At 70.2% G+C, this 23,397-nt stretch carries 23 protein-coding genes and 2 pseudogenes; 14 read left to right on the top strand and 11 right to left on the bottom strand.

What is annotated here, in order from left to right:
- Position 1: 1 nt before the first annotated feature.
- Positions 2–859, top strand: a pseudogene (locus ABT116_RS23625) (ABC transporter substrate-binding protein); the annotation flags it as partial.
- Here ABT116_RS23625 and ABT116_RS23630 read toward each other — a convergent pair.
- Positions 855–2,651 (bottom strand): pectate lyase-like domain-containing protein, encoded by a 1,797-nt coding sequence (locus tag ABT116_RS23630; RefSeq protein WP_351637213.1) that lies wholly within the window; start codon positions 2,649–2,651, stop codon positions 855–857. The pseudogene ABT116_RS23625 and the gene ABT116_RS23630 sit on opposite strands and share 5 nt — an antisense overlap.
- Before the next feature lie 241 nt (positions 2,652–2,892).
- Between ABT116_RS23630 and ABT116_RS23635 the strand changes: the two genes are divergently transcribed.
- The 5 genes from ABT116_RS23635 to ABT116_RS23655 all read left to right on the top strand — a co-directional run bounded on the left by ABT116_RS23635 (position 2,893) and on the right by ABT116_RS23655 (position 8,035).
- Entirely contained in the window at positions 2,893–4,209 is a 1,317-nt protein-coding gene (locus ABT116_RS23635; protein ID WP_351637215.1) for an ABC transporter substrate-binding protein, read from the top strand.
- A 5-nt stretch (positions 4,210–4,214) separates the two neighbouring features.
- Positions 4,215–5,204, top strand: a complete 990-nt coding sequence (locus ABT116_RS23640; RefSeq protein ID WP_351637219.1) for a carbohydrate ABC transporter permease — start codon at positions 4,215–4,217, stop codon at positions 5,202–5,204.
- 8 nt (positions 5,205–5,212) lie between these two features.
- Entirely contained in the window at positions 5,213–6,052 is an 840-nt protein-coding gene (locus ABT116_RS23645; protein WP_351637260.1) for a carbohydrate ABC transporter permease, read from the top strand.
- Positions 6,053–6,081: 29 nt separating this feature from the next.
- Positions 6,082–7,440, top strand: coding sequence for a GH1 family beta-glucosidase (locus tag ABT116_RS23650; RefSeq protein ID WP_351637264.1), 1,359 nt, complete (start codon positions 6,082–6,084; stop codon positions 7,438–7,440).
- 88 nt (positions 7,441–7,528) lie between these two features.
- Entirely contained in the window at positions 7,529–8,035 is a 507-nt protein-coding gene (locus ABT116_RS23655) for a hypothetical protein (RefSeq protein ID WP_351637222.1), read from the top strand.
- A gap of 74 nt (positions 8,036–8,109) precedes the next feature.
- On the opposite strand, the gene ABT116_RS23660 is transcribed toward ABT116_RS23655, so the two are convergent.
- From ABT116_RS23660 to ABT116_RS23675, 4 genes are all read right to left on the bottom strand, one after another.
- Positions 8,110–8,358 (bottom strand): hypothetical protein, encoded by a 249-nt coding sequence (locus ABT116_RS23660; RefSeq protein ID WP_502983920.1) that lies wholly within the window; start codon positions 8,356–8,358, stop codon positions 8,110–8,112.
- A 476-nt stretch (positions 8,359–8,834) separates the two neighbouring features.
- The gene (locus tag ABT116_RS23665; protein ID WP_351637226.1) at positions 8,835–9,506 is read right to left on the bottom strand and encodes an SMI1/KNR4 family protein; all 672 of its coding nucleotides are present in this window, start codon (positions 9,504–9,506) and stop codon (positions 8,835–8,837) included.
- A gap of 409 nt (positions 9,507–9,915) precedes the next feature.
- Entirely contained in the window at positions 9,916–11,478 is a 1,563-nt protein-coding gene (locus ABT116_RS23670) for a hypothetical protein (RefSeq protein WP_351637229.1), read from the bottom strand.
- A gap of 268 nt (positions 11,479–11,746) precedes the next feature.
- The gene (locus ABT116_RS23675; protein WP_351637233.1) at positions 11,747–12,475 is read right to left on the bottom strand and encodes a hypothetical protein; all 729 of its coding nucleotides are present in this window, start codon (positions 12,473–12,475) and stop codon (positions 11,747–11,749) included.
- A 352-nt stretch (positions 12,476–12,827) separates the two neighbouring features.
- Here ABT116_RS23675 and ABT116_RS23680 point away from each other — a divergent pair.
- Positions 12,828–12,959: pseudogene (locus ABT116_RS23680) on the top strand (helix-turn-helix domain-containing protein); the annotation flags it as partial.
- A gap of 66 nt (positions 12,960–13,025) precedes the next feature.
- On the opposite strand, the gene ABT116_RS23685 reads toward ABT116_RS23680, so the two are convergent.
- The 3 genes from ABT116_RS23685 to ABT116_RS23695 all read right to left on the bottom strand — a co-directional run bounded on the left by ABT116_RS23685 (position 13,026) and on the right by ABT116_RS23695 (position 14,341).
- Positions 13,026–13,253, bottom strand: coding sequence for a hypothetical protein (locus ABT116_RS23685; RefSeq protein ID WP_351637275.1), 228 nt, complete (start codon positions 13,251–13,253; stop codon positions 13,026–13,028).
- Positions 13,254–13,266: 13 nt separating this feature from the next.
- Positions 13,267–13,587 carry a hypothetical protein gene (locus ABT116_RS23690; protein WP_351637279.1) on the bottom strand — a complete coding sequence of 107 codons (321 nt, stop codon included), beginning with the start codon at positions 13,585–13,587 and terminating at the stop codon, positions 13,267–13,269.
- Positions 13,588–13,729: 142 nt separating this feature from the next.
- Complete coding sequence (locus ABT116_RS23695; RefSeq protein ID WP_351637235.1) at positions 13,730–14,341, bottom strand: HD domain-containing protein; 612 nt, start codon at positions 14,339–14,341, stop codon at positions 13,730–13,732.
- Between the two features lie 171 nt (positions 14,342–14,512).
- On the opposite strand from ABT116_RS23695, the gene ABT116_RS23700 reads away from it, so the two are divergent.
- A complete protein-coding gene (locus ABT116_RS23700; protein ID WP_351637268.1) occupies positions 14,513–15,055 on the top strand; it encodes a hypothetical protein in 543 nt (180 codons plus the stop codon).
- Between the two features lie 28 nt (positions 15,056–15,083).
- On the opposite strand, the gene ABT116_RS23705 is transcribed toward ABT116_RS23700, so the two are convergent.
- Positions 15,084–16,043 (bottom strand): ATP-binding protein, encoded by a 960-nt coding sequence (locus ABT116_RS23705; RefSeq protein WP_351637238.1) that lies wholly within the window; start codon positions 16,041–16,043, stop codon positions 15,084–15,086.
- 115 nt (positions 16,044–16,158) lie between these two features.
- Between ABT116_RS23705 and ABT116_RS23710 the strand changes: the two genes are divergently transcribed.
- Positions 16,159–17,673 carry an ABC transporter substrate-binding protein gene (locus ABT116_RS23710; RefSeq protein WP_502983921.1) on the top strand — a complete coding sequence of 505 codons (1,515 nt, stop codon included), beginning with the start codon at positions 16,159–16,161 and terminating at the stop codon, positions 17,671–17,673.
- A 9-nt stretch (positions 17,674–17,682) separates the two neighbouring features.
- Here ABT116_RS23710 and ABT116_RS23715 read toward each other — a convergent pair whose 3' ends face one another.
- A complete protein-coding gene (locus ABT116_RS23715) occupies positions 17,683–18,084 on the bottom strand; it encodes a RidA family protein (protein WP_351637242.1) in 402 nt (133 codons plus the stop codon).
- Between the two features lie 114 nt (positions 18,085–18,198).
- Here ABT116_RS23715 and ABT116_RS23720 point away from each other — a divergent pair, with 114 nt between their 5' ends.
- Positions 18,199–18,579 carry a winged helix-turn-helix transcriptional regulator gene (locus ABT116_RS23720; protein WP_351637245.1) on the top strand — a complete coding sequence of 127 codons (381 nt, stop codon included), beginning with the start codon at positions 18,199–18,201 and terminating at the stop codon, positions 18,577–18,579.
- Between the two features lie 20 nt (positions 18,580–18,599).
- On the opposite strand, the gene ABT116_RS23725 is transcribed toward ABT116_RS23720, so the two are convergent.
- Entirely contained in the window at positions 18,600–19,361 is a 762-nt protein-coding gene (locus ABT116_RS23725) for a CDP-alcohol phosphatidyltransferase family protein (RefSeq protein ID WP_351637248.1), read from the bottom strand.
- 108 nt (positions 19,362–19,469) lie between these two features.
- Between ABT116_RS23725 and ABT116_RS23730 the strand changes: the two genes are divergently transcribed.
- The 4 genes from ABT116_RS23730 to ABT116_RS23745 all read left to right on the top strand — a co-directional run.
- Entirely contained in the window at positions 19,470–20,450 is a 981-nt protein-coding gene (locus ABT116_RS23730; RefSeq protein ID WP_351637251.1) for a zinc-dependent alcohol dehydrogenase, read from the top strand.
- A 170-nt stretch (positions 20,451–20,620) separates the two neighbouring features.
- Positions 20,621–21,019 (top strand): 6-pyruvoyl trahydropterin synthase family protein, encoded by a 399-nt coding sequence (locus ABT116_RS23735; protein ID WP_221759551.1) that lies wholly within the window; start codon positions 20,621–20,623, stop codon positions 21,017–21,019.
- Entirely contained in the window at positions 21,016–22,221 is a 1,206-nt protein-coding gene (locus tag ABT116_RS23740; RefSeq protein ID WP_502983922.1) for a glycosyltransferase family 4 protein, read from the top strand. Before ABT116_RS23735 ends, ABT116_RS23740 begins: the two co-directional genes overlap by 4 nt.
- The coding region (locus ABT116_RS23745; RefSeq protein WP_351637256.1) for a class I SAM-dependent methyltransferase at positions 22,218–23,397 on the top strand (1,180 nt) is incomplete at its 3' end. The genes ABT116_RS23740 and ABT116_RS23745, both read left to right, overlap by 4 nt.

Raw genomic sequence — 23,397 nt, forward strand, 5'->3', positions numbered from 1 at the left:
TATGAAAGCCCGTTCTGTCTCCGCGACAGCAGTTATCAGCGTTGGCGTTTTCACCCTGGCCGGGTGTGGCGGCGCATCCAGTCCCGAAGGTTCAGTCGGTGAGTATGCAAAGGACGGCAGTTTCACGACTGTCATCAACGCCGATCCCGGAAATCTGCACCCTCTGATCACCAACCTTACGTCGACTCAGATCGTGAACGCGTACTCGTACGATTCGTTGATCGACATCGACGCGCAAACACGCACTGTGCGTCCGTATCTGGCAGAAAGCTGGAGTGAAGAAGGGAACACACTCAAGTTCGTGCTCAAGAAGGGTATTACGTGCGCCGACGGCACTTCCTTCACCGCACAGACCGCGGCCGATGACATCAACTGGGTCATGGATCCTGAAAACGCTTCACCGCTACGCGGATCCACTGTGCCGATGTCGACTTCGGCCTCAGCGGACGGTGACGAACTGACGGTGACTACCGCCGAGCCAGCGCCCTTCCTGCTCTCTCGAATCGGCGCGTTGCGGCTTCCGTGCGCTGCGACGCTCGAAGACCCGGCCAGCATCCGTTCGAGTAGCAACGGAACGGGTCTGTTCAAGGTCACCGAAGTTGTTCCCAACGATCACATCACGATGGAACGCCGCGACGGCTACACCTGGAGTCCGAACGGGGAGACCACTTCCGACACTCTCGGGGTACCGAAGACGGTGACGATCAAGATTGTCACCGATCCGAGTACGACCGCGAATCTTGTTCTCACCGGCGGAGTGAATGCCGCGGCAGTGACAGGTTCGGACGAGGAACGAGTCTTGGCCGCAGGTCTGGATTCGAAGACCTACACCACGTTGTCCGGCGAGTTCATCTTCAATCATTTCGCGTCTCTACCCACGTCGGACCGCGCTGTGCGGCAGGCGCTCGTTCAAGCAGTCGAAGCTCGTACTGCCCGTTGCCGCCGAGCGACACCACGAGCAGGTCGTGGAAACGCACCCCGGGACGGTTCGGCGCCGCGAAGCCGTGGTGCTGCACGATGCTCGGGTCGACGTTGTAGTAGCAGTAGCTGCCCAGGCCCCAGCCCTCGTGGGTGGTCACGTCGTCCCCGACCCGGTACGCGGCGTAGCCCCTGACCGGGCCGTTCTGGATCGCGGCCTGGTTCGGGGCGTCGTACGCCTTCTCGTTCTGGAAGAAGATCGTGCGACCGCGCTCGCCGAACCACTGGACGTCGTACTTGTTGAAGTGCTCCACGAACAGCCCGGTCGCCAGCACGTCGTGGCCGTTGACGACCACGCCGTAGTCCGCGCGGTTGGTCTCCCAGCCGACTCCGTCTCCGTGGTCGGCGCGCCAGACCCAGGTGTGGTCGACGATGGTGTGCCGACTGTTGACGACCATGCTGGTTGTGGCCTTGCCCGGGCCCGCCCCGCCGATGCGGACGAACACGTCCTGGACGGTCGTCGGGTTGGCGGAGTGGTCGCGGGAGGCACCCCGCGGGCCGATCTCCAGCAGAATGGCGGAGTTGACTGGCCCGGCGTCGACGAGGAACCCGGCGAGCCGTACGCCGTCGACGTCGGCGACCTTCAGTGCGGTGACGCCGTTGTCGGGGATGAGCGTGGCGTACCCCAGGCCCAGCACGACGGTGCCCGCCCGGTCGACCCGCACCGGCTGGTCGAGGTGGTAGATCCCGGGGGTGAGCAGCAGGTGGAGCCCCTGCGCGAGTGCCTGGTTGAGTGTGGCGGCCGGGACGCCGGGCTTGGCGACGTAGAAGCGGGACAGGGGCAGCGAGGTGCCCCTCGGGGTGCCGTTGCCCCAGGTGACACCGCGGGCGTTGGTCCGCTTCTCCGGCAGGAAGACCCGGTACTCGCTGCCGCTGAGGTACAGGAACGGCTTCTCCCGGGAGACCGGCGTCGTGGCGAGCGTGGTGTACGGCGGGTTCGGGAAACCCTGCGCGGGAGCGCCCTCGACGCCGGAGAACACCATGTTCCAGACGCCGTTGAGCCAGCCGCCGATCGCGCTGTCCCGGGTGTACCACTGCTGCTGCGAGTACGGCTGCACCTGGCCGTCGATCCGGCAGTCGGCGATGTAGCCGCCACTGGACCAGCCGTACCCGGTCGGGGCGAGGTTGAGGTTGCCGCGGATGTGCATCCGGCGGAAGGGGGCCGCCTGTGAGACCGCCCAGCGGTTGGTGCCGTTCACGGGAACGACCGCGAGGTTCTCCGCCGAACGCCAGAAGTTCTGCGTGGCGTTGCCGTCGAACCAGCCGGCGTCGACCGTGATGTCGCCGTTGATGGTGGTGTCGTCGGGGGAGAGGCCGAGGCCGGATACGGAGGTGTAGAAGCCGATCTGCGCGTTGAGGCCGTGATAGGTGCCGGGCTTGAACAACAGCTGGTAGCGGCCGGTGCCGAACTGGGCCGATTCCTGCCACCGGAAGATCTCGTCCAGTCGGGCCTGGATGTTCGGCGTGGCCGGGTCGAAGACCAGCACGTTCGGGCCGAGGTCGCCACCGCCGGGCAGGGCGCGCGGCTTGCGGCGCACCGGCCTCCTGGTCACGTCCGGGGCGGCTGCCGCCGTGCCGGGCAGGGCCGCGAGCGCGGTGGCGGCCGCGGCGGCGCCGAGGACGGTCCGGCGACCGGGCGCGGGCAGGTGTGATGACGGGGAGTCAGAGTGCATGGGGCGGCCCTCCTTGTTCAGGAAATGAACGGAGTGGGGTGCGGGGAGCGCTCTCTCGCCGCTGAATGGTTCATCCGTGGAACAGATGCGTCAAGGGGTGCCGCAAGAGTTCAGGGAGTGTGTCCAAACCCTTGACGGGACTGCCTCCCGGGGATTAACTCACGTCCTAAATTAAGTCATGACGGCTTCCTCGGGTCGGGGCAGCCGTACTCCCGCACTCCCGGAAGGGCCAGGAGCAGCCATGCGCAGCATCCGAGCCGCGGCGGCAGGCGCCGTCACACTGTCACTCGTCTTCGCGGCCACGGCCTGCGGAGGCGGCTCCGCGACGGGCGGGGGGTCGAACGACTCCCCGAAGACGCTCACCTACTGGGCGTCGAACCAGGGCGCCGGCATCGAGGTCGACAAGAAGGTCCTCCAGCCCGAACTCGACAAGTTCGAGAAGCAGACCGGCATCGAGGTGAAGCTGGAAGTGGTCCCCTGGTCGGACCTGCTCAACCGCATCCTCACCGCCACCACCTCCGGCCAGGGCCCGGACGTGCTGAACATCGGCAACACCTGGAGCGCCTCGCTCCAGGCCACGGGCGCGCTGCTGCCCTGGGACTCGAAGAACTTCGACAAGATCGGCGGCCGGGACCGCTTCGTCGACTCGGCGCTCGGCTCCACGGGTGCCGAGGGCGAGGAACCGGCGGCGGTGCCGCTGTACTCGATGTCGTACGCGCTCTACTACAACAAGAAGATGTTCGCCGACGCGGGCATCACGAAGCCGCCGGCCACCTGGGACGAGCTCGTCGCCGACGGCAAGAAGCTGTCCGAGGACGGCAAGTGGGGCCTGGGGGCGGAAGGTTCCAACCCCTCGGAGAACATCCACCACGTGTTCGTCTTCGCCAAGCAGCACGGCGCCGACTTCTTCACCGCCGACGGCAAGCCCGACTTCACCGGTGAGGGGACGGTCGCCGCCGTGAAGCAGTACGTCGACCTGATGGCCAAGGACAAGGTCATCGCGCCGGGCAACGCCGAGTACGCCCAGAACCAGTCGGTCAGCGACTTCGCCAAGGGCAAGACCGCGATGCTGCTGTGGCAGTCCGCCTCCGCCAACCTCGAGTCGCAGGGCATGAGCGAGGACGACTACGGCATCGCCCCCGTGCCCGTGCAGTCCGGCACCCCCGGCACCGGCAAGCAGGTCAACTCGATGGTCGCCGGCATCAACCTGGCCGTCTTCAAGAACACCGACAACCTCGACGGCGCCACGAAGTTCGTGAAGTTCATGACCGGCGACGACGAGCAGAAGATCCTCAACAAGGCCTACAGCTCCATACCGCCGGTGAAGAGCGCGCAGACCGACGCAGCGTTCAGCACCGCCGCCAACGCCGTCCTGAAGGACACCCTGACGGGAAGCGCCGTGGCGCTGCCGCAGGTCGCCGACGAGTCCCAGTTCGAGACGGCTGTCGGCACGGCCGTCAAGGGCCTGTTCGCCGACGCGGCCGCCGGACGCCCGGTCACCACCGGCTCGGTGAAGGCGGCCCTGGAGAAGGCCCAGCAGCAGATGCCGGCGGCCTGAGCGACATGACCACCACTGCCCAGGCCGAGAGGCCGGCGGTCCGCAAGAGCCCGCACGGCGCGGCGCGCGGCCCCCGCCGCCGCACCGGGCGGATCCACCGCGTGGGCCTGCCCTACCTGCTGCTCCTGCCCGCCCTGCTCCTCGAACTCCTCGTCCACCTGGTGCCGATGGTGATCGGGATCGTCATGAGCTTCAAAGAGCTCACCCAGTTCTACATCCGCGACTGGGGCGCCGCCCCCTGGTCCGCCCTCGACAACTACACGGTGTCGGTGGATTTCGACGCCCCGGTCGGCGAGGCGCTGCTCCACTCGTTCCTCGTCACCGTCGCCTTCACCCTGCTGTCGGTGGGCCTGTGCTGGCTGACCGGCACGGCCGCGGCGGTCTTCATGCAGGACACCTTCCGGGGCCGCGGCCTGCTCAGGGCACTGTTCCTCGTGCCGTACGCGCTGCCCGTCTACGCGGCCGTCATCACCTGGGTCTTCATGTTCCAGCACGACAACGGCCTGGTGAACCATGTCCTGCACGACCAGCTGGGCCTCACCGACAAGCCGTCCTTCTGGCTCATCGGCGACAACAGCTTCATCGCGCTGCTGACGGTGTCGGTGTGGAAGGGCTGGCCGTTCGCCTTCCTCATCGTCATGGCGGGCCTGCAGAACATCCCACGCGAGTTGTACGAGGCGGCCGCCCTGGACGGTGCCGGCATCTGGCAGCAGATCCGCCGGATCACCCTGCCGTCCCTGCGTCCGGTCAACCAGGTCCTGGTCCTCGTCCTCTTCCTCTGGACGTTCAACGACTTCAACACGCCGTTCGTCCTGTTCGGCAGGACCGCGCCGGAGGCCGCCGACCTCATCTCGGTGCACATCTACCAGGCGTCGTTCGTCACCTGGAACTTCGGCACCGGCTCCGCGATGTCCGTCCTGCTGTTGCTGTTCCTGCTGCTGGTGACAGGTGTGTACCTGGTGCTGACCTCGCGCGGACGGAGGGCCGCCTCATGACTTCCCCCCTGGCCCCGCCGCGGTCCTTCCTGTGGTCCCGGCGGATCTTCCTCACCCTGCTGACGGGCTTCGTGCTCGTGCCCGTCTACGTCATGGTCTCCAGCTCGCTGAAGCCCCTGGCGGACGTCACGGGCACGTTTCGCTGGCTGCCGAGCGAGCTGACGATCCGCCCGTACATCGACATCTGGTCGACGGTCCCGTTGGCCCGGTACTTCGTCAACTCCCTGGTTGTGGCGGGCGCGGCGACGGTCTGCTCGGTGGTCATCGCGGTCTTCTCCGCGTACGCCGTGAGCCGCTACGACTTCCGCGGGAAACGCGTCTTCACGGTCACCGTCCTGTCCACGCAGATGTTTCCGGGCATCCTCTTCCTGCTGCCCCTGTTCCTGATCTACGTCAACATCGGCAACGCGACGGGCATCGCGCTGTTCGGCTCGCGCGGCGGACTGATCCTCACCTATCTCACGTTCTCCCTGCCGTTCTCGATCTGGATGCTGATCGGCTACTTCGACTCGGTGCCGCGCGACCTGGACGAGGCGGCCCTGGTCGACGGCTGCGGCCCGCTCGGCGCCCTGTTCCGGGTCGTCGTCCCCGCGGCCGTCCCCGGCATCGTCGCGGTCGCGGTGTACGCCTTCATGACCGCCTGGGGCGAGGTCCTGTTCGCCTCGGTGATGACCAACGACACCACCCGCACCCTCGCCGTCGGCCTCCAGGGCTACTCGACCCTCAACGACGTCTACTGGAACCAGATCATGGCCGCCTCGCTGGTCGTCAGCGTCCCCGTGGTCGCGGGCTTCCTGCTGCTCCAGCGCTATCTCGTCGCCGGCCTGACGGCGGGAGCCGTCAAGTGACCGACTCGCCCGTTCTCGAAGGGACCTCCGTGACCATCGACCTCGCCGCACTCCCGCACGACTTCCTGTGGGGCACGGCCACCTCGGCCTACCAGATCGAGGGAGCCGTGGCGGAAGACGGCCGTTCGCCGTCGATCTGGGACACGTTCTCGCACACCCCCGGAAAGACCGCCGGCGGCGACCACGGCGATGTCGCCTGCGACCACTACCACCGCTGGCGCGAGGACATCGCCCTGATGCGCCGGCTCGGGGTGAACGCCTACCGCCTGTCGATCGCCTGGCCACGCGTCGTCCCCGGAGGCGACGGCCCCGTGAACCCCAACGGCCTGGCCTTCTACGACGAGTTGATCGACGGCCTGCTGGAGGCGGGCATCACCCCGTCGGTCACCCTCTACCACTGGGACCTGCCGCAGGTGCTCCAGGACCGGGGCGGCTGGCCGGAGCGCGACACGGCCCACGCGTTCGCGCAGTACGCCTCGATCGTCGCCGAGCGCCTCGGCGACCGCGTCACCCACTGGGCCACCCTCAACGAGCCCCTGTGCTCGGCGTGGATCGGCCATCTCGAAGGCAAGATGGCTCCCGGCCTGACGGACCTCACGGCCGCCGTCCACGCCTCCTACCACCTGCTGCTCGGCCACGGGCTGGCGGCCCGGGCCGTCCGCGCGGCGGCCCCGGGAGCGCAGGTCGGCATCGTCAACAACCTCTCCACCATCCACCCCGCCACCGACCGACCCGACGACATCGCCGCCGCCCGCCGCATGGACGGTCACACCAACCGCTGGTGGCTCGACCCGGTGCACGGCAGGGGCTTCCCGGCGGACATGCGCGAGCTCTACGGCGTCGACCTCCCGGAACGGCCCGGCGACTCGGCGGCCATCGCCGCCCCGCTGGACTGGCTGGGCCTGAACTACTACTTCCCGCAGACGGTCGCCGACGACCCGGCCGGCCCGGCGCCCCACGCCCGGGCGGTACGCCGTGAGGGCGTCCCGCGCACCGGCATGGACTGGGAGGTCGACGCGAGTGGCATCGAGTCCCTGCTGCTGCGGCTCACCGACGAGTACGGCGCCCGGCGCCTGTACGTCACGGAGAACGGCTCGGCCTGGTCCGACGTCGTCCGCCCCGACGGCACGGTCGACGACCCGGAGCGGCAGGAGTACCTGCTGAGCCACCTGGCCGCCTGCGCCTCGGCCGCCCGCAAGGGCGCCCCACTGGCCGGCTACTTCGCCTGGTCGCTGCTGGACAACTTCGAGTGGGCGTACGGCTATGAGAAGCGGTTCGGGCTCGTTCATGTGGACTATGCGACCCAGAAGCGCACGATAAAGGGGGCGGGGCACCGGTACGCCGATGTCGTCCGGGCTCATCGGAGGCAGGTGCGCGAGGCGGCCTGACACGGTGGGCCCTGGTGGGCGGTGGAGGCAGGCGTCCGGGCGGACCTCCCGAGGACCTTTCGGACAGGGCGGCTGACGGGACCGCCGGGTGCACCCCGGTGCGGCGAAGCCGGTCGTCCAGCCGTTGCCGAAGGTCATCGAGAAGCCGCCCGCCTACGGCTCCGTGCCCAATCTGAAGTGGGGCGACGACGATGGTGGCGACGATTTCATCCGCAGGCTCCTCGAGTGGGTGCCCGATCCGGTCCGGGACGTACTGAGGCCGGTGGTCGAGCACGCCTTCCGGATGGGCAAGGTCGCCGAGGTCTACCCGTTCCCGCAGCAGCACTACCTGAACTCGCTGCCCCAGGCGTGGATGGCGATGACCAGTGCGCTCTCCACGGCGGAGAGCGGGCTCGACAACACCCAAGTGGACGCGCTCGCCGCCGTGCTGGCCGAGTCGATGACGATTCCGGACGAGGAGCGGGAAGCACTTCGCCGGCGACGCCACGCTGCCCTTGAGGCGGGCGAGAAGGGCGAGAGTACCGGCACGAAGCCTACGGAGCCGGCTGGATCCGGGGACACGAGCCGTGGGCCGGGTAGGCCTCGAACCAACTGACGGGGACTGCCCCGGCCGCGCACACCGTGCGACGTCGGTCGAGTGCGTCTGCCGTCGTGCGCGTACCCGGATTGTCATGGGCTCAGCGGCAGTCCGGTGGGGTGTCGCGGGAGCGCCGGTGCCTGCGGACGGATACGGCCGGGCCGATCGCTCGACGCGGTGTTCAGTACCGCCCACACGGTCTTGCCGGGGCCGGAGCAGCGGTCGGTGACGCCCCAGGCGTCGGCCAGGGCGGCGACGAGGAGGAGGCCGCGGCCGGACACGGCGTCGGGGTCGGTGGGGGCGGGCCGGCATTCCGCGCGGGTGTCGGAGCGACGAACCATATCCACAGGCTGGGCGACGGCGTCATGGTCAACGGCCCCACGCCGGACGTGGCGATCGAGATCGCCCGCGACGAGGACGGCTCGGTGGTCGTGTTCCCTGCGCTGGCCGCGTAGGCGTGAGCGCGCTCGCCACGGCTCGGTGCGTGGTGCGGGGTCGTCCGACACCTCGAGCTCGTTGGTGGCTCTCCTCGCTTCGTCCAGCATCGTGAGTGACGGCAGGACGGCGGTGATTCCCGCATCCCGCCGTCCTGGCGAGACCAGCCCCCACCAGCACGGCGACGGCCGACGGTGCGTCCCACGCTCAGCACACCCTTGACCTGCCGTTCAGCCGCGGGCAGCGGCATTGCCCGGTCGGCTTGCTACCGATCCGCGCCGGTGGAGATGCACCGGTCTGCGCGTGGAAGAAGGTCGGCTGACCTGACCCCTGACTGACCAAGCCTGTGGCCGGAGCACCCTGTGGTGCTCCGGCCACGGTGCTATGCGAAGCGCGTCCCGTCCGGATCCCGCGGATGTGCCGGCCCGTCCCACACCAGCGCCTGATCGACGAGACCGGGCACCTTCGTGTCCTGGTGTCCGTCCGCGTACTCCACACCCCGGTTCTCGTACAGGGCGTCCGCGACTTCGATGAGGTAGTCGGCAAACGACGGCCAGACGCCCAGCTTGGGAATGCCGGCCTCTTCGAAGGTGCCGATCCGTCCGTACCCCGGCCCTGGCGTGCAGTCCGTGAACAGCCCGTACAGACCGCTGCGGTCGGTCGCGGCGAACGCCAGGTATCGCACCATGGGGTCGTCCGGCATACCGATCGTGTGAGGGCCTTCATCCCAGTACGGCAGATGCTGCACGGGAGGAATCCCATGCTTCCTCGGCAACAGCCAGGCCGTCTCCTGTCCTTGTGGGGGGAGTCCGGTTTCGGGTTCGGGTGTCCAGCCGAAGTCACCGGGGTGACCCGTGCCGTTGCGGAGGCGATAGAACGCCTTGAGGCCTGGTGGGACGGTGAGGTCGAGTTCCTGCTCGACCTCACGGATGTCGGCCTCCGGGGCGGGCACGGGAAGCATCCGGTAGGAGCGCGGAGCGTGCTGCTCCAGCCACTTCTCGATCCTCGCCCAGGCGCCCGTCACGGCCTGCTCCTGCTGCTGATCGTCCGTCATCTCCGCGACCCTACGGGTCACATGCCGCTTTCCGGCAACCGAACGAACCTCTTCGGCCGCACGAAGCGGAAGTCCGAGTGCGAGCGGTCCGAGGCGTCCGGTGGGTCGTCGGTCCGGTGAGTTGTTGTCGCCCGCATGGGGCCCGTGCTCACGGGCTCGGCGGCAGACCGGCAGCTCGGTGGGGTGCCTGCCGTAGGGTGTCTCCGCGACCACTCGACGCCGTGCCCACGACCGCCCACACCGTCTTGCCCGGACCCGAGCGGCGGTCGGTGACGCCCCAGTCGTCGGCCAGGGCGGCGCGCCGACGGGGAGAACGCCCGAACCACCGACGTGGAGTGGTGGTGAACCCGTGGGCGGGGCGCCGTGGCCCCGCCCACGGGCGCGGTCGCGGACGAGGGCGGGCGGGAGCTCAGTCCAGCAGGGGGCAGGTGAGGGGGAGGACGCGTTCGGTCAGCCGGCCGGTGAGGTGGGTGTCGGTGAGGGCGGGGTCGGTGAGCCAGTCCGCCGCAGTCAGCCGGTCGATCAGGTCCCGCAGTTCGCCGGCGCCGACCGGGACCCGGGTGGCGAGGGCGTTCAGGGTGACGCCCCGGCCGCCGGGTCCGAGGCGCCCCACGTCGTCCGTCCACGTGGCCAGCGTCACGGCGAGCAGCCGGGCGCCGGCGGGTGCCTTGGCCTTGCGGAGCTTCTTGTCCGAGACCACTCTCTGGGCCCAACCGGAGAGCTTGGGCCGTGTCTTCCTGCCGAACGTGAACGGGCCCGTCCCGTCCTCGTCGGGCACCAGGGAGGGGACGGTGACCGGGGTGGGGTTCTCCGGCCGGGAGGCGAGCAGGTCGCCGACGGTGCCGAGGAGGGACAGCCAGCCGCAGCCGGTCAATTGCTCGACCAGATCCTCCGGGTCGGTCAGGCCCAGCGCGTTGACGTCCTGGCCGACGAGGTTGCCGGTGCCGGTGTGCGCGGTGCGCAGGGTCAGCATCAGCACCAGCAGCCGTGCTTCCGCTCCGGGCAGCGGCGTGTGGCCGGCCACGTGCGCGAGGACGGAGCGCGCGTACTCCCACTGCGCCGGCACGGTCAGCAGGCGCGCCACGCCCGGTTCGTCGCCGTCCGGGACGCAGCCGGTGCGGTGCTGGTGCTGGCGTCGGATGACGGCGGCGGCCTGCTCGGCACGCTGGGCCTCCTGCCGCAGGGTGACGTCGCAACTGACGTCGGACCAGGTGAGGAAGGCGCGGGCCTTGCGTTCCTGGAGATCGGCCAGCAGTGCCAGGTCGGGCTCGGGGCGCTTCTGGTAGGCGCGGAAGAGGTCACCGAGCTCGGTGAGTTCATCGCGCAGGGACGCGGGCCGCAGGTCGCGCGGAATGACACGCCGGCCGATCCTCGCCTCCGGCGGGTGGCGGCGCCGCGCGGGTACGGGGCGGGGTGCGGGTACGGAGAGGGGCGCCGGACATGCCGTCCGGGTGGTGACCTGCTGGTCGGAGAACTGCGGCGTGCTCACGCCGGTGCCCGCCGCAGCGGGGGTCGGGCGGCCGGCGGTCCGGGGTGCGGACGGATGGGAGGTGGCCGCGGTCCGGGCCCCGGGAATGGCGGCGGCACACCTGGAACAACACTCCAGGGCCTGCCACCAGCGTCCTGCCCGGTCGGTGATCACGGCCAGGACGACCGGTCCGCCGCACCGCCAGGGTTGTTCGGTAAGCGCATGCCTGCCCGTGTCGGGGAGGTGGGCGCGGCAGCCGTCGGCCCGGCAGGCGCAGTAGGTATCGGCTCTGGGGGCGGGGGTGGCGCGGAGGTGCGCCTCCAGGTGGGCGACCGCGGCCGTACGGCCTGCCGCCGCGGAGGGCAGACGCCGCTCGGCACAGGCGGGTCGGCTGCACGAGACGCGCACCTCCGCGCTGCCTCGGCCGACGGGGTCCAGACGCACGGTCCACCGGCGTCCCGGCACCCGTTCGTCCGACTCGCTCCCTGCGGCGGCCTGTGTCATCCCGTTCTTCCTTCGTCTCCCGTGACCTGCGTGTCGCCGCCGCTTCCTGTTGTGCCGAGAGGTGTTCGGGCGGCGGGTTCACGGTATGCGGCACAGGGGTGAAGGGGGATGAAATCGCACAAGGTGACGGCTTTCGGGTGACAACGCCGTCCGTCTCGGTGAGCCCGGGCTCGACGGCCGTCACGACGACGGAGACGGGTCTGAACCGGCCCTTTCGCGAGCGTACTTGGCGGCTGGGAGGAGCGACTGGGGGGAACTGAGCTGTCGGTCAGCTGCCCTGGTAGATCGTGGTGCACAGCAGCGTGGCGCCGTCGTCCACCAGGGCGGCCCAGTAGCGCGTCGGGTCGCCTGCCGCCCGGCGGCAGTTGTTCGCGTCGGCGCCCGCCGGGGCGCGGTAGACGCCTGTGATGTGCATGATCTGGTTGTACGGGACGGGTACCGGCTCGCGTCGGCAGGCCACGGCCGTCATCAGGGCGAGGGAGATCGAGTCGCCGGACTGCCGCCCGAGAATGCAGTAGTTGGCGTGGTAGACGCGGGTGAGGCAGAGCTTCGTGGTGTCGCCGGTGGTGGCGGACCGGTAGCTCCAGTACGACTTCCCATAGCCGGTGGGGCAGGCCGTGTTGATGGCGGTCACCTGGACCTGCGCCTGCTCGCCGGCGCAGGACACGGGGTCCGGCGGAGCACCGGCGCTCCAGTCGACGCTGGCGGTGCCCCCGCGACCCGTGTCGTGGACCGCCAGGCAGTCGCCGACCGAGATGGCCTCGAACGCCTCTTCGGTGGGATCCGGATCGGGTGTCGACGGCTCGGGGTCGGGCTCGTCAGTACTCCCCTCACCGGTGTCAGTGCTCCCCTCACCGGTGTCGGGGTCATCGGGGGCGCGGACGGTCGGAGAAGGCGTGTAAGGGGCCGGACTGGAACTGGAGGGGGGCGAGTCGGACACCAGGTCCTTCAGCTCCCCCGCGTTGCTCACGCCCAGCCAGGTCAGGATCGACAGCACGGATGCGATCCCGCCTGCCAGAGCCCATAACTTGGCAGTGGAATGATCATCGGATGCGTCTGCCACAATGCCCTCCCCCGCTGAGGCTCAGGCGATGTTAACCATTCCGGCGCCGCTGAGAGCCGAGCTTCCTTATCTCAACGCCGTTGGCCTCTATTCGCGCAGATCTAGCACCCCAGTGATCATCGCCCGGCCGGATCATCCGTTTTCGTCTCCGTCTACCTGTGCAACGAGCGGTACGGGCCGTGGGGTGGGGTGACCAGGGTGACTTCAGGAGAAGGGAGGCGGCCCGTATCTTCGACGATCCCTGACCAACGGCATGGTGTTCCTGGAGTGGCGGTGAGCCGCGCGGATGTGCATCCTGCGGTGCTTCGGGCAGCAGTTGCGGTTGCTGCGGACGAGCAGGGGGCTGACGCGGGCGGAGTTGGGTGCGAAGCTCGGGTATGGCGAGGATTTGGTCACGTCGGTGGAACTGGGGCGGCGCATTCCCAGGCCGGAGTTCATCGACCGGGCGGACGCGGTGCTGGAGGCCGGCGGGGCGCAGGCCTCGTCAGTCCGCGCGCACCGCGACGTAGCGGACCGGCCAGTCCTCCACCTTCGTCAGCACTCCCTCCTGCGCGAGGTCCCGGAGGATCTGGCGGGTGCGCTTGTCCTGCGGGTCGTGCCCGGCGTCGCGCAGCGTGCGCAGGCTGCGTTCGGTGTCCCAATAGCCGCCGTACGTCCGCACCGCCTGCTCAAGGGCGGCGCGCTGGCTGGTGGTCGGTGTCGCTTCAGTCATCGGTTGTCGCTCCTCAGACCTGGTCAGCGATCGCGGAGGGGTGCGCCCGTCTGGTGTGGTTGGCGATGCTCGCTGGGGCACCGGCATAGTCGCACGACGAGCACCTCTGCCACACGCCCTCGGACACGGCACGTGTGCTCACCGAGTGCCCCGGACCGTATCCGTGTCCGTGCAACAACTGGGCCACGGAGGAACCGTATTCGACCGCCAGCAGTGCCGCCTCGGCCACCTTGTCGTGACCGGGGGCGAAGAAGGATCCGGCGCCGACTTTCCTGGCGCATCCGCACCAGCAGGTGCCGGTCGGGGTGAGGTGGGGGAGCGGCTTCGTCGTCATGACGCAACCGTAGGTCAACAACGAGGCTTGGACAGGTGGTTTGTCGTGTTTGCCCACACGGGCGGCGACCGGGGACACAGGCTGCGATGGGCCGGCCGGGGAGTCCTGTGGGCAGCTCGTCGCAGCCGGGGCCGTGAGTCACCTAAGGAGCGGTCACCCGTTGGATGCTGCCGCCGCCCGGCACCGGCCCGGTTGAGTCCGGGTCGCCGAACTCCGCGCGCAGGGCCTGGAAAGCGATCACCTTGTCCTCGCCGAACCGGCGGACATGGGCGGCATACTCGTCGGGCGAGAGGAACGCCGACGGCCGGGACTTGGTGTGGAACTTGTCCGCGTACATCACGAGCCTCTCCTCCTCCGTCACCGCCACGTAGTCGGCGGGAGGGAGGGGCAGCCCCTGGCTCACGATGTCGTGCCGGGTGAGTCCCACTCCGGTGTGGTGGGAGCAGAAGCGGCGGAGAGCTTCGGGGAAGCCCTCCGCTTCGAGGATCTCGTGGCCGAGCAGACCGTGCCGGATGTAGTTCCGGTGGTCCAGGCGCCCATCGGCGTCGTAGAGGCGGTAGACGCCGATGTCGTGGAGGAGGCAGCCGGCGCGGACCAGCTCCGCGTCGAGGTGCGCGAGGTGGGGTGCCGAAAGGAGCTGCTCGGCGATTCCCCAGACGATCTCGCAGTGCGTGTGGACGAGGGTGAACGCCTCGGTCGTGGGCGCGTACTTCTCGTGCAGCGCCCGGATCTCTGCGGGGCCCGGAATCCTCATCGGGGGAGCGTAACAACTGCTCGCCCCGCCGAGCCGGGAAGTTCCCGCAGCGGCCCTTTTCACGCGATCGGATGGTGCTTCGGGGTGCGGGCACCTGCCCGGCCTGCGGGCCGTTCGAGCTGGTGACGGGACTTGTCGTCCATTCTCAGCACGGTGACGGGAGCACACACCATGGGCCTGCATTTCCACCGCAACCCCGACGGCACGACGACCGGGCGCAACGAGGCCAACGGCTTCACCGTGACGCATGCCGAAGAAGAAGAGGTGAAGCGGCAGTTGTACGAGGACGCCGGGTGGGAGTACACGCCTCCACCGCCGCCGGTTCCGCCCGGCTTCCATCGTTTCTCCTTGCTGCACGACGAGTTCCGGGACTCCGGTTTCGGGGACGAGAGGTACGCGGGGCTGCGGGCGCGCCCGCCGGAGGGGTGCCTGCCGGTCGACCGGGGGTGCTTCGCCCTGGAATGCGAACGGCCGGGAAAGACGCTCCTGGACGCGGTCGCCGGTACGGTCGCGGAAGTCCGCCGAGAGCACGGCCTGGTGATGAACAGCCTGGGCGTCGAAAAGCCCCAGGAATGGTTCGACGCGGGCAGCAAGGACGGATACGCCGCGAAGATCGTCGCGCATGTGGTGCTGATGGCCGCCGACCGCGCCCGACTTCTCGGATACGGGCGCAAGGACGTGGTCCGGCTACTCGATGCCACGGGGATCGAGTAGCCCGTGAGTGTGGTCGGCGTGGTGTGCCTCAGGGCCGGGCGGCCGGCCCCGGCACGTAGTCCGGGTCCACCTGGGCCGCCAGATCCTGGCCCGTACGCGCGTCCGCCCAGGCGTGGACGTTGCGCAGGTGGAACTCGACCGCGTGGCGGTGGAGCCGATCCCAGTCGCGAACCTCGGCGTCGACCGTCTCGCGCAGGACCGTGAGGGCGTGGCGGTTGTGCGGCTCCAGCGACGCCAGTGCGTCCGGGCCGGACCCGGCCCGGCCCTGTTCGGCCGCGCGGATCCAGGGGGAGTGCACCAGGTGGGTCAACAGGTCGTCGCCCACCTGCTCCTTGAGGAAGAGCAGGTCGTCCTCGCCGGTCACCTTGTTGCCGACCACGGCGATGCGGATGCCGAACTGTTCCGCGTGGTCGCGGTACTGGCGGTACACGGAGACGCCCTTGCGGGTGGGTTCCGCCACCAGGAAGGTGATGTCGAAGCGGGCGAACAGGCCCGAGGCGAAGGCGTCCGCGCCGGCCGTCATGTCGACCACCACGTACTCCCCGGGGCCGTCCAGGAGATGCCCGAGGTACAGCTCGACCGCGCCCAGCTTGGAGTGATAGCAGGCCACGCCCAGGTCGGACTCGTCGAACTCGCCCGTCACCATGAGGGGGACGCCCCCTGCCCGGCCGACGTGCCGCGCGTGCAGTTCGTCGTCGCCGAGGGGCCGCAGGAGGCGGGACCCGCGGCCCGGCGGGGTCGTCTTGATCATCGCTTCGGGGGAGGGGATGCGGGGGTTGTCGCCCCGTAGGTAGTCCTTGATCTCGGGCACGTGTGCGCCCAGGGGAGGGGCGGACTTCTCCTGGCCGCCCAGTGCCTCGGCCAGGTGCTGGTTGATGTCGCCGTCGACGGCGAGGACCGGGGCGCCTGAGCGCGCCAGGTGGCGGGAGAAGAGCGCGGACAGCGTGGTCTTGCCGCTGCCGCCCTTGCCGACGAACGCGACCCTCACGACAGCCCCACCTTGTTGAAAATGGATGTCATGTGGCTAGGTTTAGGGAGTGGTCGTCGCCCTTGTCAAATTGCTTGAGCCAATCGGGATTTACCTGGGTGCATAGGATGTGCAAGTGTGTATTTCCAGCAGTAAGGGTGCGGTCCGGTTTCTCGCTCCCCTCGTTCTCCTCGCCCTTCTCCCTGGACTGGCCGGCTGCTTCGTCTCTCCCGGCGGGGAGTCCTTGTCGGACGGAGGGCCGTCGGGGTCACGGTTGCGGGTCGCCCTCGCCTTCCCGCCCGCCGAGAACTTCTCGCCCTACGGAGCCGACGCCACGCTGCTCAGTCGGCTCGGCGTCACCGAGGGGCTGACCGCCCTGGACGCCAACGGTGCCGCGGCCCCCGCGCTCGCCCGGTCCTGGCGCCGGGTCAGCGACCGCACCTGGCGCTTCACCCTGCGCGAGGCCACCTTCCAGGACGGCAAGGACGTCACCCCCGCCGCCGTGGCCTCCGCACTCACCCACGCCACGCAGGCCGAGCCCGCACCCGCCGCCCTCGCCGGCGTCTCCCTCGACGCGAAGGGTGACGGCGACAGCGGCGTCCGCGTCACCACCGTCGAGCCCGACCCCGTCCTGCCCATGCGCCTGTCCAGTCCGAGCCTGGCGATCCTCTCCCCGAAGGCGTACGGGAAGGAGGGCACCCCGACCCCGGTCGGCACCGCCACCGGGCCCTTCGAGATCACCGAGGTCAGCGGCGGCGCCGCCACCCTCGACCGCTACGACGACTACTGGGGCGGCCTCGCTCACGCCTCCGGCATTGACGCGCGCTTCGTCAAGGACGGCACCGCCCGCGCCAACGCTGTGCGAACCGGCGACGTCGACACAGCCGAGGCGATCCCCGTCGCCCAGGCCGCCACACTCGACGAGGCCACCCTCGAGGAAGCCGGCACCACCCGGACCACCAGCCTCCAACTCAACACCGGGATCGGGCCTTTCAAGGACCCGGAGCTGCGCGCCGCGGCCCGCGCGGCGATCGACTCCTCCGCCCTCGTCAAGGGCGTTTTCGAGGGATACGCCGACCCGGGCGCCGGCATCTTCGGACCCGCCGTCACGTGGGCCGAGAGCAAGCGGGTGAAGCCGGCCGGGCGTGCGAAGGCCGCCCGCCCCGACGGCACGCCGATCACCCTCGCCACCTATGACAACCGGCCCGAACTCCCCGAGGTCGCCCAGGTCGTGCAACAACAGCTCGAGAAGGCCGGCTTCACGGTGAAACTGGAGGTACGCGAGTACTCGCGGCTGGAGAGCGACGCGCTCGACGGGAAGTTCGACGCGTTCATCGGCGCCCGCAACAGCCTCCTGGACACCGGCGACCCCGTCGGCGTCCTCGGCAGCGACTACACCTGCGACGGCGCCTACAACCTCGCCCGGTTGTGCGACAAGCAGGTCGACAAGGCCGTCGACCGGGCCGTCGAGACCGACGGAACCGATGAGCGGCAGGACGCCGCGATGGCCGCCGAGGCCGCGATCCTCGGTACGGACGCTGTCGTGCCGCTGGCCCACCAGCAGATCATCGCCGGCGTCTCCCCCGAGGTCCGGGGTGTGCTGCTCGACCCCTACGAGCGGACCCTCGTGGGTGCCGGAACGCGTCGCTGACCGAACGGTTCAGGCGGGCAGCTTCGTGTCGATGACGCAGCTGATCTCGACCAGCTGCCCGGGGAAGGTCAGTTCGGTGACGCCCAGCGCCGTGCTGACCGGGCGGTGGGTGCCGAAGTAGGCCCGGTTGCCCTTCGCCGCCACCTCGGCGTTGCGCACCAGGTCCACCGCGTACAGCGTCTGGGAGACGATCTGATTGCGGCTGGCGCCGTAGTGGGCCAGGACCTTGTCGAGGTTCGTATAGGTCTGATCGAGCTGAGCGGCGAGGTCGTCCTCGGGATGGAAGACGCCTGCCTCGTCGAATGCCAACTGGCCGGAGACGTGGATCAGGTCCCCGGACCTGATCGCCTGCGCGTAGCCGAAGTGACTCTCGGCCGGGATGCCGTGGTCGTAGACATCGAGGGTGGCCATGGTGCGGTTTCCTTCCGTCGGGCACGGACTCGTGCTCTCTTGCGGTTACTCGGAAACCGTAGGAGAGTGACCGCCGAACTGGAAGAACGCACTTTTCGGTAACGGGGGTACCAGATGGTGACCAAGCAGCTGAGGGACCTGCCCGAGAACGCGGACCTGCGGCGGGCGGACTCCCTGGCGCGGGAGATCTTCTCCGACGTCGCCAACAAGTGGGCGCTGCTGATCATCGAGGCCCTCGGGGAACGCACCCTGCGCTTCAGCGAGTTGCGCGACCAGGTCGAGGGCGTCAGCCACAAGATGCTCACGCAGAACCTGCGGATGCTGGAGCGCAACGGCCTGGTCGACCGCAAGGTGCACCCCACCGTGCCGCCCAAGGTCGAGTACACCCTCACCGAGCCGGGCCGGGCCCTGCGCGCCACGGTTGACGCGATCTGCGGCTGGACCCACCAGTACCTCGGGCACATCGAGGCGGCGCGGGGTCGCTTCGGTGCCTGACCGGCGAGGGCGGCCGGGCGTCAGCTCGCGACCAGTTCCCGCACCTGGTGGGCGGCCGCCGGCTCCTCGGCCCGCGAGGTCCGGTACAGCCACAGCACGTCCCGCCCGAACGACCAGACCAGCAGGCCCAGCGCCAGGGCCGCGACCCCGAAGTTGGCCGCGTACGGCAGCAGATCGGCGCCCGCCAGGAGCAGCAGCACACCCTGGAGGGCGGCGACGGTCTTGCGGGCGGTGCTCGGCGGGAGCGCGGCGGTCAGCCAGGGCCACACCTTGGCCGCGGCGACGAAGACGTAGCGCATGCCGCCGATCAGCAGGACCCACGGGCCCAGTTGCATCGACACGTACACGCTGAGCACCAGGATCAGGAAGGCGTCGACCTCCATGTCGAAGCGCGCGCCCAGCGGGGTCGAGGTACCGGTGCGGCGGGCGACCTTGCCGTCGACGCCGTCGAGGATCAGCGCCACCGCCGTCAGGCCGACGAACAGCGACACCGGCGGTGAGCTCTGGAACGAGTCGGCGACCAGGGCGGTGACGCCGCCGACGAGAGTGGCCCGGCCGAGGGTGACCCGGTTCGCCGCGCCGAACGAGCGCAGCCGCGAGCGGTGCAGAGCCCGGGAGAGCACCGCCCACGTGGCGATCGCGAACGCGAGGCCGCTCAGCCAGCCCGCCGGCCCCATCCCGATCGCCGTGCCGATCAGGGCCAGCAGCAGGACCTGCACGCCCGCCCCCAGGGCGGTCTCCTGCTGTACGAGCCTCGCGTCGTAAGTGTTGTTCAGGGCCACCGAACACCCTCCGGCCGTGTGACAGAGTCGATCAACGCCGCTACGTTGTGCGCGGCCTGTGCACCCCTCGGTACGCAAGCAGCTTCCCGATCGTTCAGGAGGACTTCGATGAAGCACACCGGACGCGCGTTCTGGATCGACTCGCCTGGGCGAGGTGCGATCCGGGACGTCGCCCTGCCGGCGCCCGGCGAGGGCGAGGTGCTGGTCCGCACGCTGTTCTCCGGCGTGAGCCGTGGCACCGAGACGCTCGTCTTCCGCGGCGGCGTGCCCGTCAGCCAGCACACGGCCATGCGCGCGCCGTTCCAGGAGGGCGACTTCCCCGGCCCGGTGAAGTACGGCTACCTCAACGTCGGCGTGGTGGAGGAGGGATCCGAAGAGCTCACCGGCCGCACGGTGTTCTGCCTCTACCCGCACCAGACGCGCTACGTCGTCCCGGCCGCCGCGGTCACCCCCGTCCCGGACACCGTGCCCGCCGAACGGGCCGTGCTCGCCGGAACCGTGGAGACCGCCGTCAACGCCCTGTGGGACGCCGCACCCCTGGTCGGAGACCGGATCGCCGTGGTCGGCGGTGGCATGGTCGGCTGCTCGGTGGCCGCCCTCCTCGCCCGGTTCCCCGGGGTCCGCGTCCAGCTGGTCGACGCCGACCCGTCACGCGCGAAGATCGCCGAGGCGCTCGGCGTCGGCTTCGCCACCCCCGAGGACGCCGACGGGGACCGCGACCTGGTCGTGCACGCCAGCGCCACGGAAGCGGGCCTGGCCAGGTCCCTGGAACTCCTCAATCCCGAGGGAACCGTGCTCGAACTCAGCTGGTACGGCGACCGGCAGGTGAGCCTCCCGCTCGGTGAGGCCTTCCACTCCCGCCGGCTCGTCATCCGCAGCAGCCAGGTCGGCACCGTTTCCCCGGCCCGCCCGAACCGCACCTACGCCGACCGGCTCGCCGTCGCCCTCGACCTGCTCGCCGACCCCGCGCTCGACGCCCTGATCACCGGCGAGTCCCCCTTCGAGGACCTGCCGGACGTGCTGCCCCGGCTGGTCTCCGGCGAGGTCCCCGCACTGTGCCACCGCGTCCGTTACGACGAGAGCGATTGACGCATCGGCTGACGATTCGTTCCATCCGGTACGAGTTGGCCACGACAAGAGCGCCTGACCTGAGAAAAGACGTACGACAGGCTGAACAGGGGAAGGCAACGGGCCGTACTACTCGGCATCCCCGGCACCGAGAGCGGGGAACAGACGCGCCGCACCTGGAGGGTCGTCCGTTGTTCAGCATCACCGTCCGCGATCACATCATGATCGCCCACAGCTTCCGTGGCGACGTCTTCGGACCCGCGCAGCGCCTGCACGGGGCCACGTTCCTCGTGGACGCCACGTTCCGGCGCGAACAGCTGGACGAGGACAACATCGTCGTCGACATCGGGCTGGCCACCCAGGAACTGGGCGCGGTCGTCAGCGAGCTGAACTACCGCAATCTCGACAACGAGCCCGACTTCGCGGGGATCAACACCTCCACGGAGTTCCTCGCCAAGGTCATCGCCGACCGGCTCGCCGAGCGCATCCACAAGGGGGCGCTGGGCGAGGGCGCCAAGGGCATCGCGGGCCTCACGGTCACGCTGCACGAATCGCACATCGCCTGGGCGAGTTACGAGCGTGCGCTGTGACCGACACGACCGTCGAACGGCCCGAGCACATGGGTCCGGCACCGGCACGGCTGAATTATGTTCCCGTGCAGCACGCCTCCCTGAAGAACGCCGAGATCATCCCCATGTCCCTGCGCACCGTGCACTTCGTACTGCCGGGCGGCATCGACGACCCGACGGCCCCCAGCGGCGGCAACGCCTACGACCGGCGCGTGTGCCTGGACCTGCCCGGCTTCGGCTGGCAGGTGACCAAGCACGCCGTGGCCGGTGACTGGCCCCGGCCGGGGGCCGACGCCCGTACGGAACTGGCCCGAACCCTGGCCGCGTTGCCTGACGGATCCGTCGTGCTCCTCGACGGGCTGGTGGCCTGCGGCGTGCCGGAGATCGTGGTCCCCGAGACGGAACGCCTGCGCATGGCCGTCCTCGTCCACCTCCCGCTCGGCGACGAGACGGGCCTGGACGCGGCGGTCGCCGCCGAACTGGACGCCAAGGAGCGGACGGTGCTGCGGGCGGTACCGGCGGTGATCGCCACCAGCGACTGGGCGGTCCGCCGCCTGGTCTCCCACCACGGCCTTCCGCCCGAGCGGGTCCACGTCGCCGCCCCCGGCGCCGACATCGCGCCGCTCGCGCCCGGCACCGACGGGGTGTCGCGCCTGCTGTGCGTGGCCGCCGTGACCCCTCGCAAGGGCCAGCACCGGCTGGTGGAGGCGCTGGCCGCGGTGGCAGACCTGCCGTGGAGCTGCGTGTGCGTCGGCTCTCTGACCCAGGACCCCGAGTACGTCGACCACCTGCGGTCCCTCATCGGGAAGCACGGCCTCGAGGACCGGCTGGAGCTGGCCGGTCCGAAGTCCGGCCCCGCGCTCGACGCGAGTTACGCCACGGCCGACCTGATGGTCCTCACCTCCTACGCCGAGACGTACGGCATGGCCGTCACCGAGGCGCTGGCCCGGGGCATCCCGGTGCTGGCCACGGACGTCGGCGGACTGCCGGAGGCGGTCGGCCGCGCCCCCGACGGCGGGGTGCCGGGCATCCTCGTCCCGCCGGAGAACCCCGCCGCCATCGCCGCCGAACTGCGCGGCTGGTTCGGCGAGGCGGACGTACGACGCCGTCTGAAGGCCGCCGCCCGCAGCCGCCGTGCCGCCCTCGACGGCTGGGCGACGACCGCACAGAGCCTGGCGGCGGTACTGCGCCGGCTCCCGACCGAACCCCGGAGGGCCGCATGACGAACCCGGCTACGACGACCCAGCAGAGCGGGGCGATCCCGGCACAGCCCGGGCCGAGGGAGGTCACGGGCGTGACGGACGGCGTACTTCCGGGCGGGAAGCCCGGCCCGGGACAGGCCGCCACAGCCGGCATCGCGAGCGCGGTTCCCGGCGGGACCGCGGTAACCCCGGGTCTCGGCTCCAGCGTGGAGTTCGTCCCGGGGTACGCCCCCGGTGCCGTCATCCCCGGAGCCGGACCCAGCGGAAGGCCCGGCTCGCGGCCGACCCTCAAGCTGCGTGAGGCCAACCCGGACGACCCGCCCCGGTACGCGCCCGAGTGGCTGGAGCTGCGGGAGCCGGCCGATGCCGCCGCACGGGCGCACGACCTGCTCGACCCGCTGCGCATCCGGCTCGCCAACCTGCCGGGCAAGTCCGGCGTGGTCATCCACGACCTGGGCTGCGGCACCGGCTCGATGGGCCGCTGGCTCGCGCCCCTCCTGGACGGCGCCCAGCACTGGGTCCTGCACGACCGCGACCCCTATCTGCTGCACTTCGCCGCCGTCTCCTCCCCGCGCTCGGCCGCCGACGGCAGCCGGGTCACCGTGGAGACGCGCCGGGGCGACGTCGCCCGCCTCACCCTGGACGCCCTGCAGGGCGCGTCCCTGGTGACGGCGTCCGCCCTGCTGGACGTCCTCACGCGCGAGGAGATCGGCACACTCGCCGCCGCGTGTGCCGGAGCCGGCTGCCCCGCCCTGCTGACGCTGTCCGTCGCCGGGCGCGTGGAACTGACTCCTTCCCACCCGCTGGACGCGGAGATCGCCCAGGCGTTCAACGACCACCAGCGTCGCGACGGGCTGCTCGGGCCCGACGCGGTCACCGCGGCGGCGGAGGCGTTCTCCGAGCACGGCGCGACCGTACGGCTGCACCCGAGCGCCTGGCGGCTCGGTCCCGAGCAGGCCGCGCTCACCGAGCAGTGGCTGCGCGGCTGGGTCGGCGCCGCCGTCGAGGAGCGCCCCGAACTGCGGGCCGAGGCCGACGTCTACCTGACCAACAGGCTGGCCGCCTGCGCGGCGGGCGAGCTGCGCGTCACCGTCCACCACGTCGACCTCCTGGCCGAAGAGCGGGTACGTCCGGCCGGGCCGGAGGCACCTGCCCAGCAGCCGCGGGACGGTGGCCAGGACCACGAGAGCGGCGAGC

The organism is Streptomyces sp. NPDC002130, from assembly GCF_040296465.1.
Classification (GTDB): Bacteria; Actinomycetota; Actinomycetes; order Streptomycetales; family Streptomycetaceae; genus Streptomyces.

Excerpts from the sequence above, each read along its gene's own strand:
- ABT116_RS23630 (WP_351637213.1), bottom strand. The coding sequence starts at position 2,651 with ATGCACTCTGACTCCCCGTCATCACACCTGCCCGCGCCCGGTCGCCGG.
- ABT116_RS23695 (WP_351637235.1), bottom strand. The coding sequence starts at position 14,341 with ATGAGGATTCCGGGCCCCGCAGAGATCCGGGCGCTGCACGAGAAGTAC.
- ABT116_RS23665 (WP_351637226.1), bottom strand. The coding sequence starts at position 9,506 with ATGACGGACGATCAGCAGCAGGAGCAGGCCGTGACGGGCGCCTGGGCG.
- ABT116_RS23685 (WP_351637275.1), bottom strand. The coding sequence starts at position 13,253 with ATGACTGAAGCGACACCGACCACCAGCCAGCGCGCCGCCCTTGAGCAG.
- ABT116_RS23690 (WP_351637279.1), bottom strand. The coding sequence starts at position 13,587 with ATGACGACGAAGCCGCTCCCCCACCTCACCCCGACCGGCACCTGCTGG.
- ABT116_RS23715 (WP_351637242.1), bottom strand. The coding sequence starts at position 18,084 with ATGGCCACCCTCGATGTCTACGACCACGGCATCCCGGCCGAGAGTCAC.
- ABT116_RS23635 (WP_351637215.1), top strand. The coding sequence starts at position 2,893 with ATGCGCAGCATCCGAGCCGCGGCGGCAGGCGCCGTCACACTGTCACTC.
- ABT116_RS23660 (WP_502983920.1), bottom strand. The coding sequence starts at position 8,358 with ATGGTTCGTCGCTCCGACACCCGCGCGGAATGCCGGCCCGCCCCCACC.
- ABT116_RS23700 (WP_351637268.1), top strand. The coding sequence starts at position 14,513 with ATGGGCCTGCATTTCCACCGCAACCCCGACGGCACGACGACCGGGCGC.
- ABT116_RS23720 (WP_351637245.1), top strand. The coding sequence starts at position 18,199 with ATGGTGACCAAGCAGCTGAGGGACCTGCCCGAGAACGCGGACCTGCGG.
- ABT116_RS23670 (WP_351637229.1), bottom strand. The coding sequence starts at position 11,478 with ATGACACAGGCCGCCGCAGGGAGCGAGTCGGACGAACGGGTGCCGGGA.
- ABT116_RS23640 (WP_351637219.1), top strand. The coding sequence starts at position 4,215 with ATGACCACCACTGCCCAGGCCGAGAGGCCGGCGGTCCGCAAGAGCCCG.
- ABT116_RS23730 (WP_351637251.1), top strand. The coding sequence starts at position 19,470 with ATGAAGCACACCGGACGCGCGTTCTGGATCGACTCGCCTGGGCGAGGT.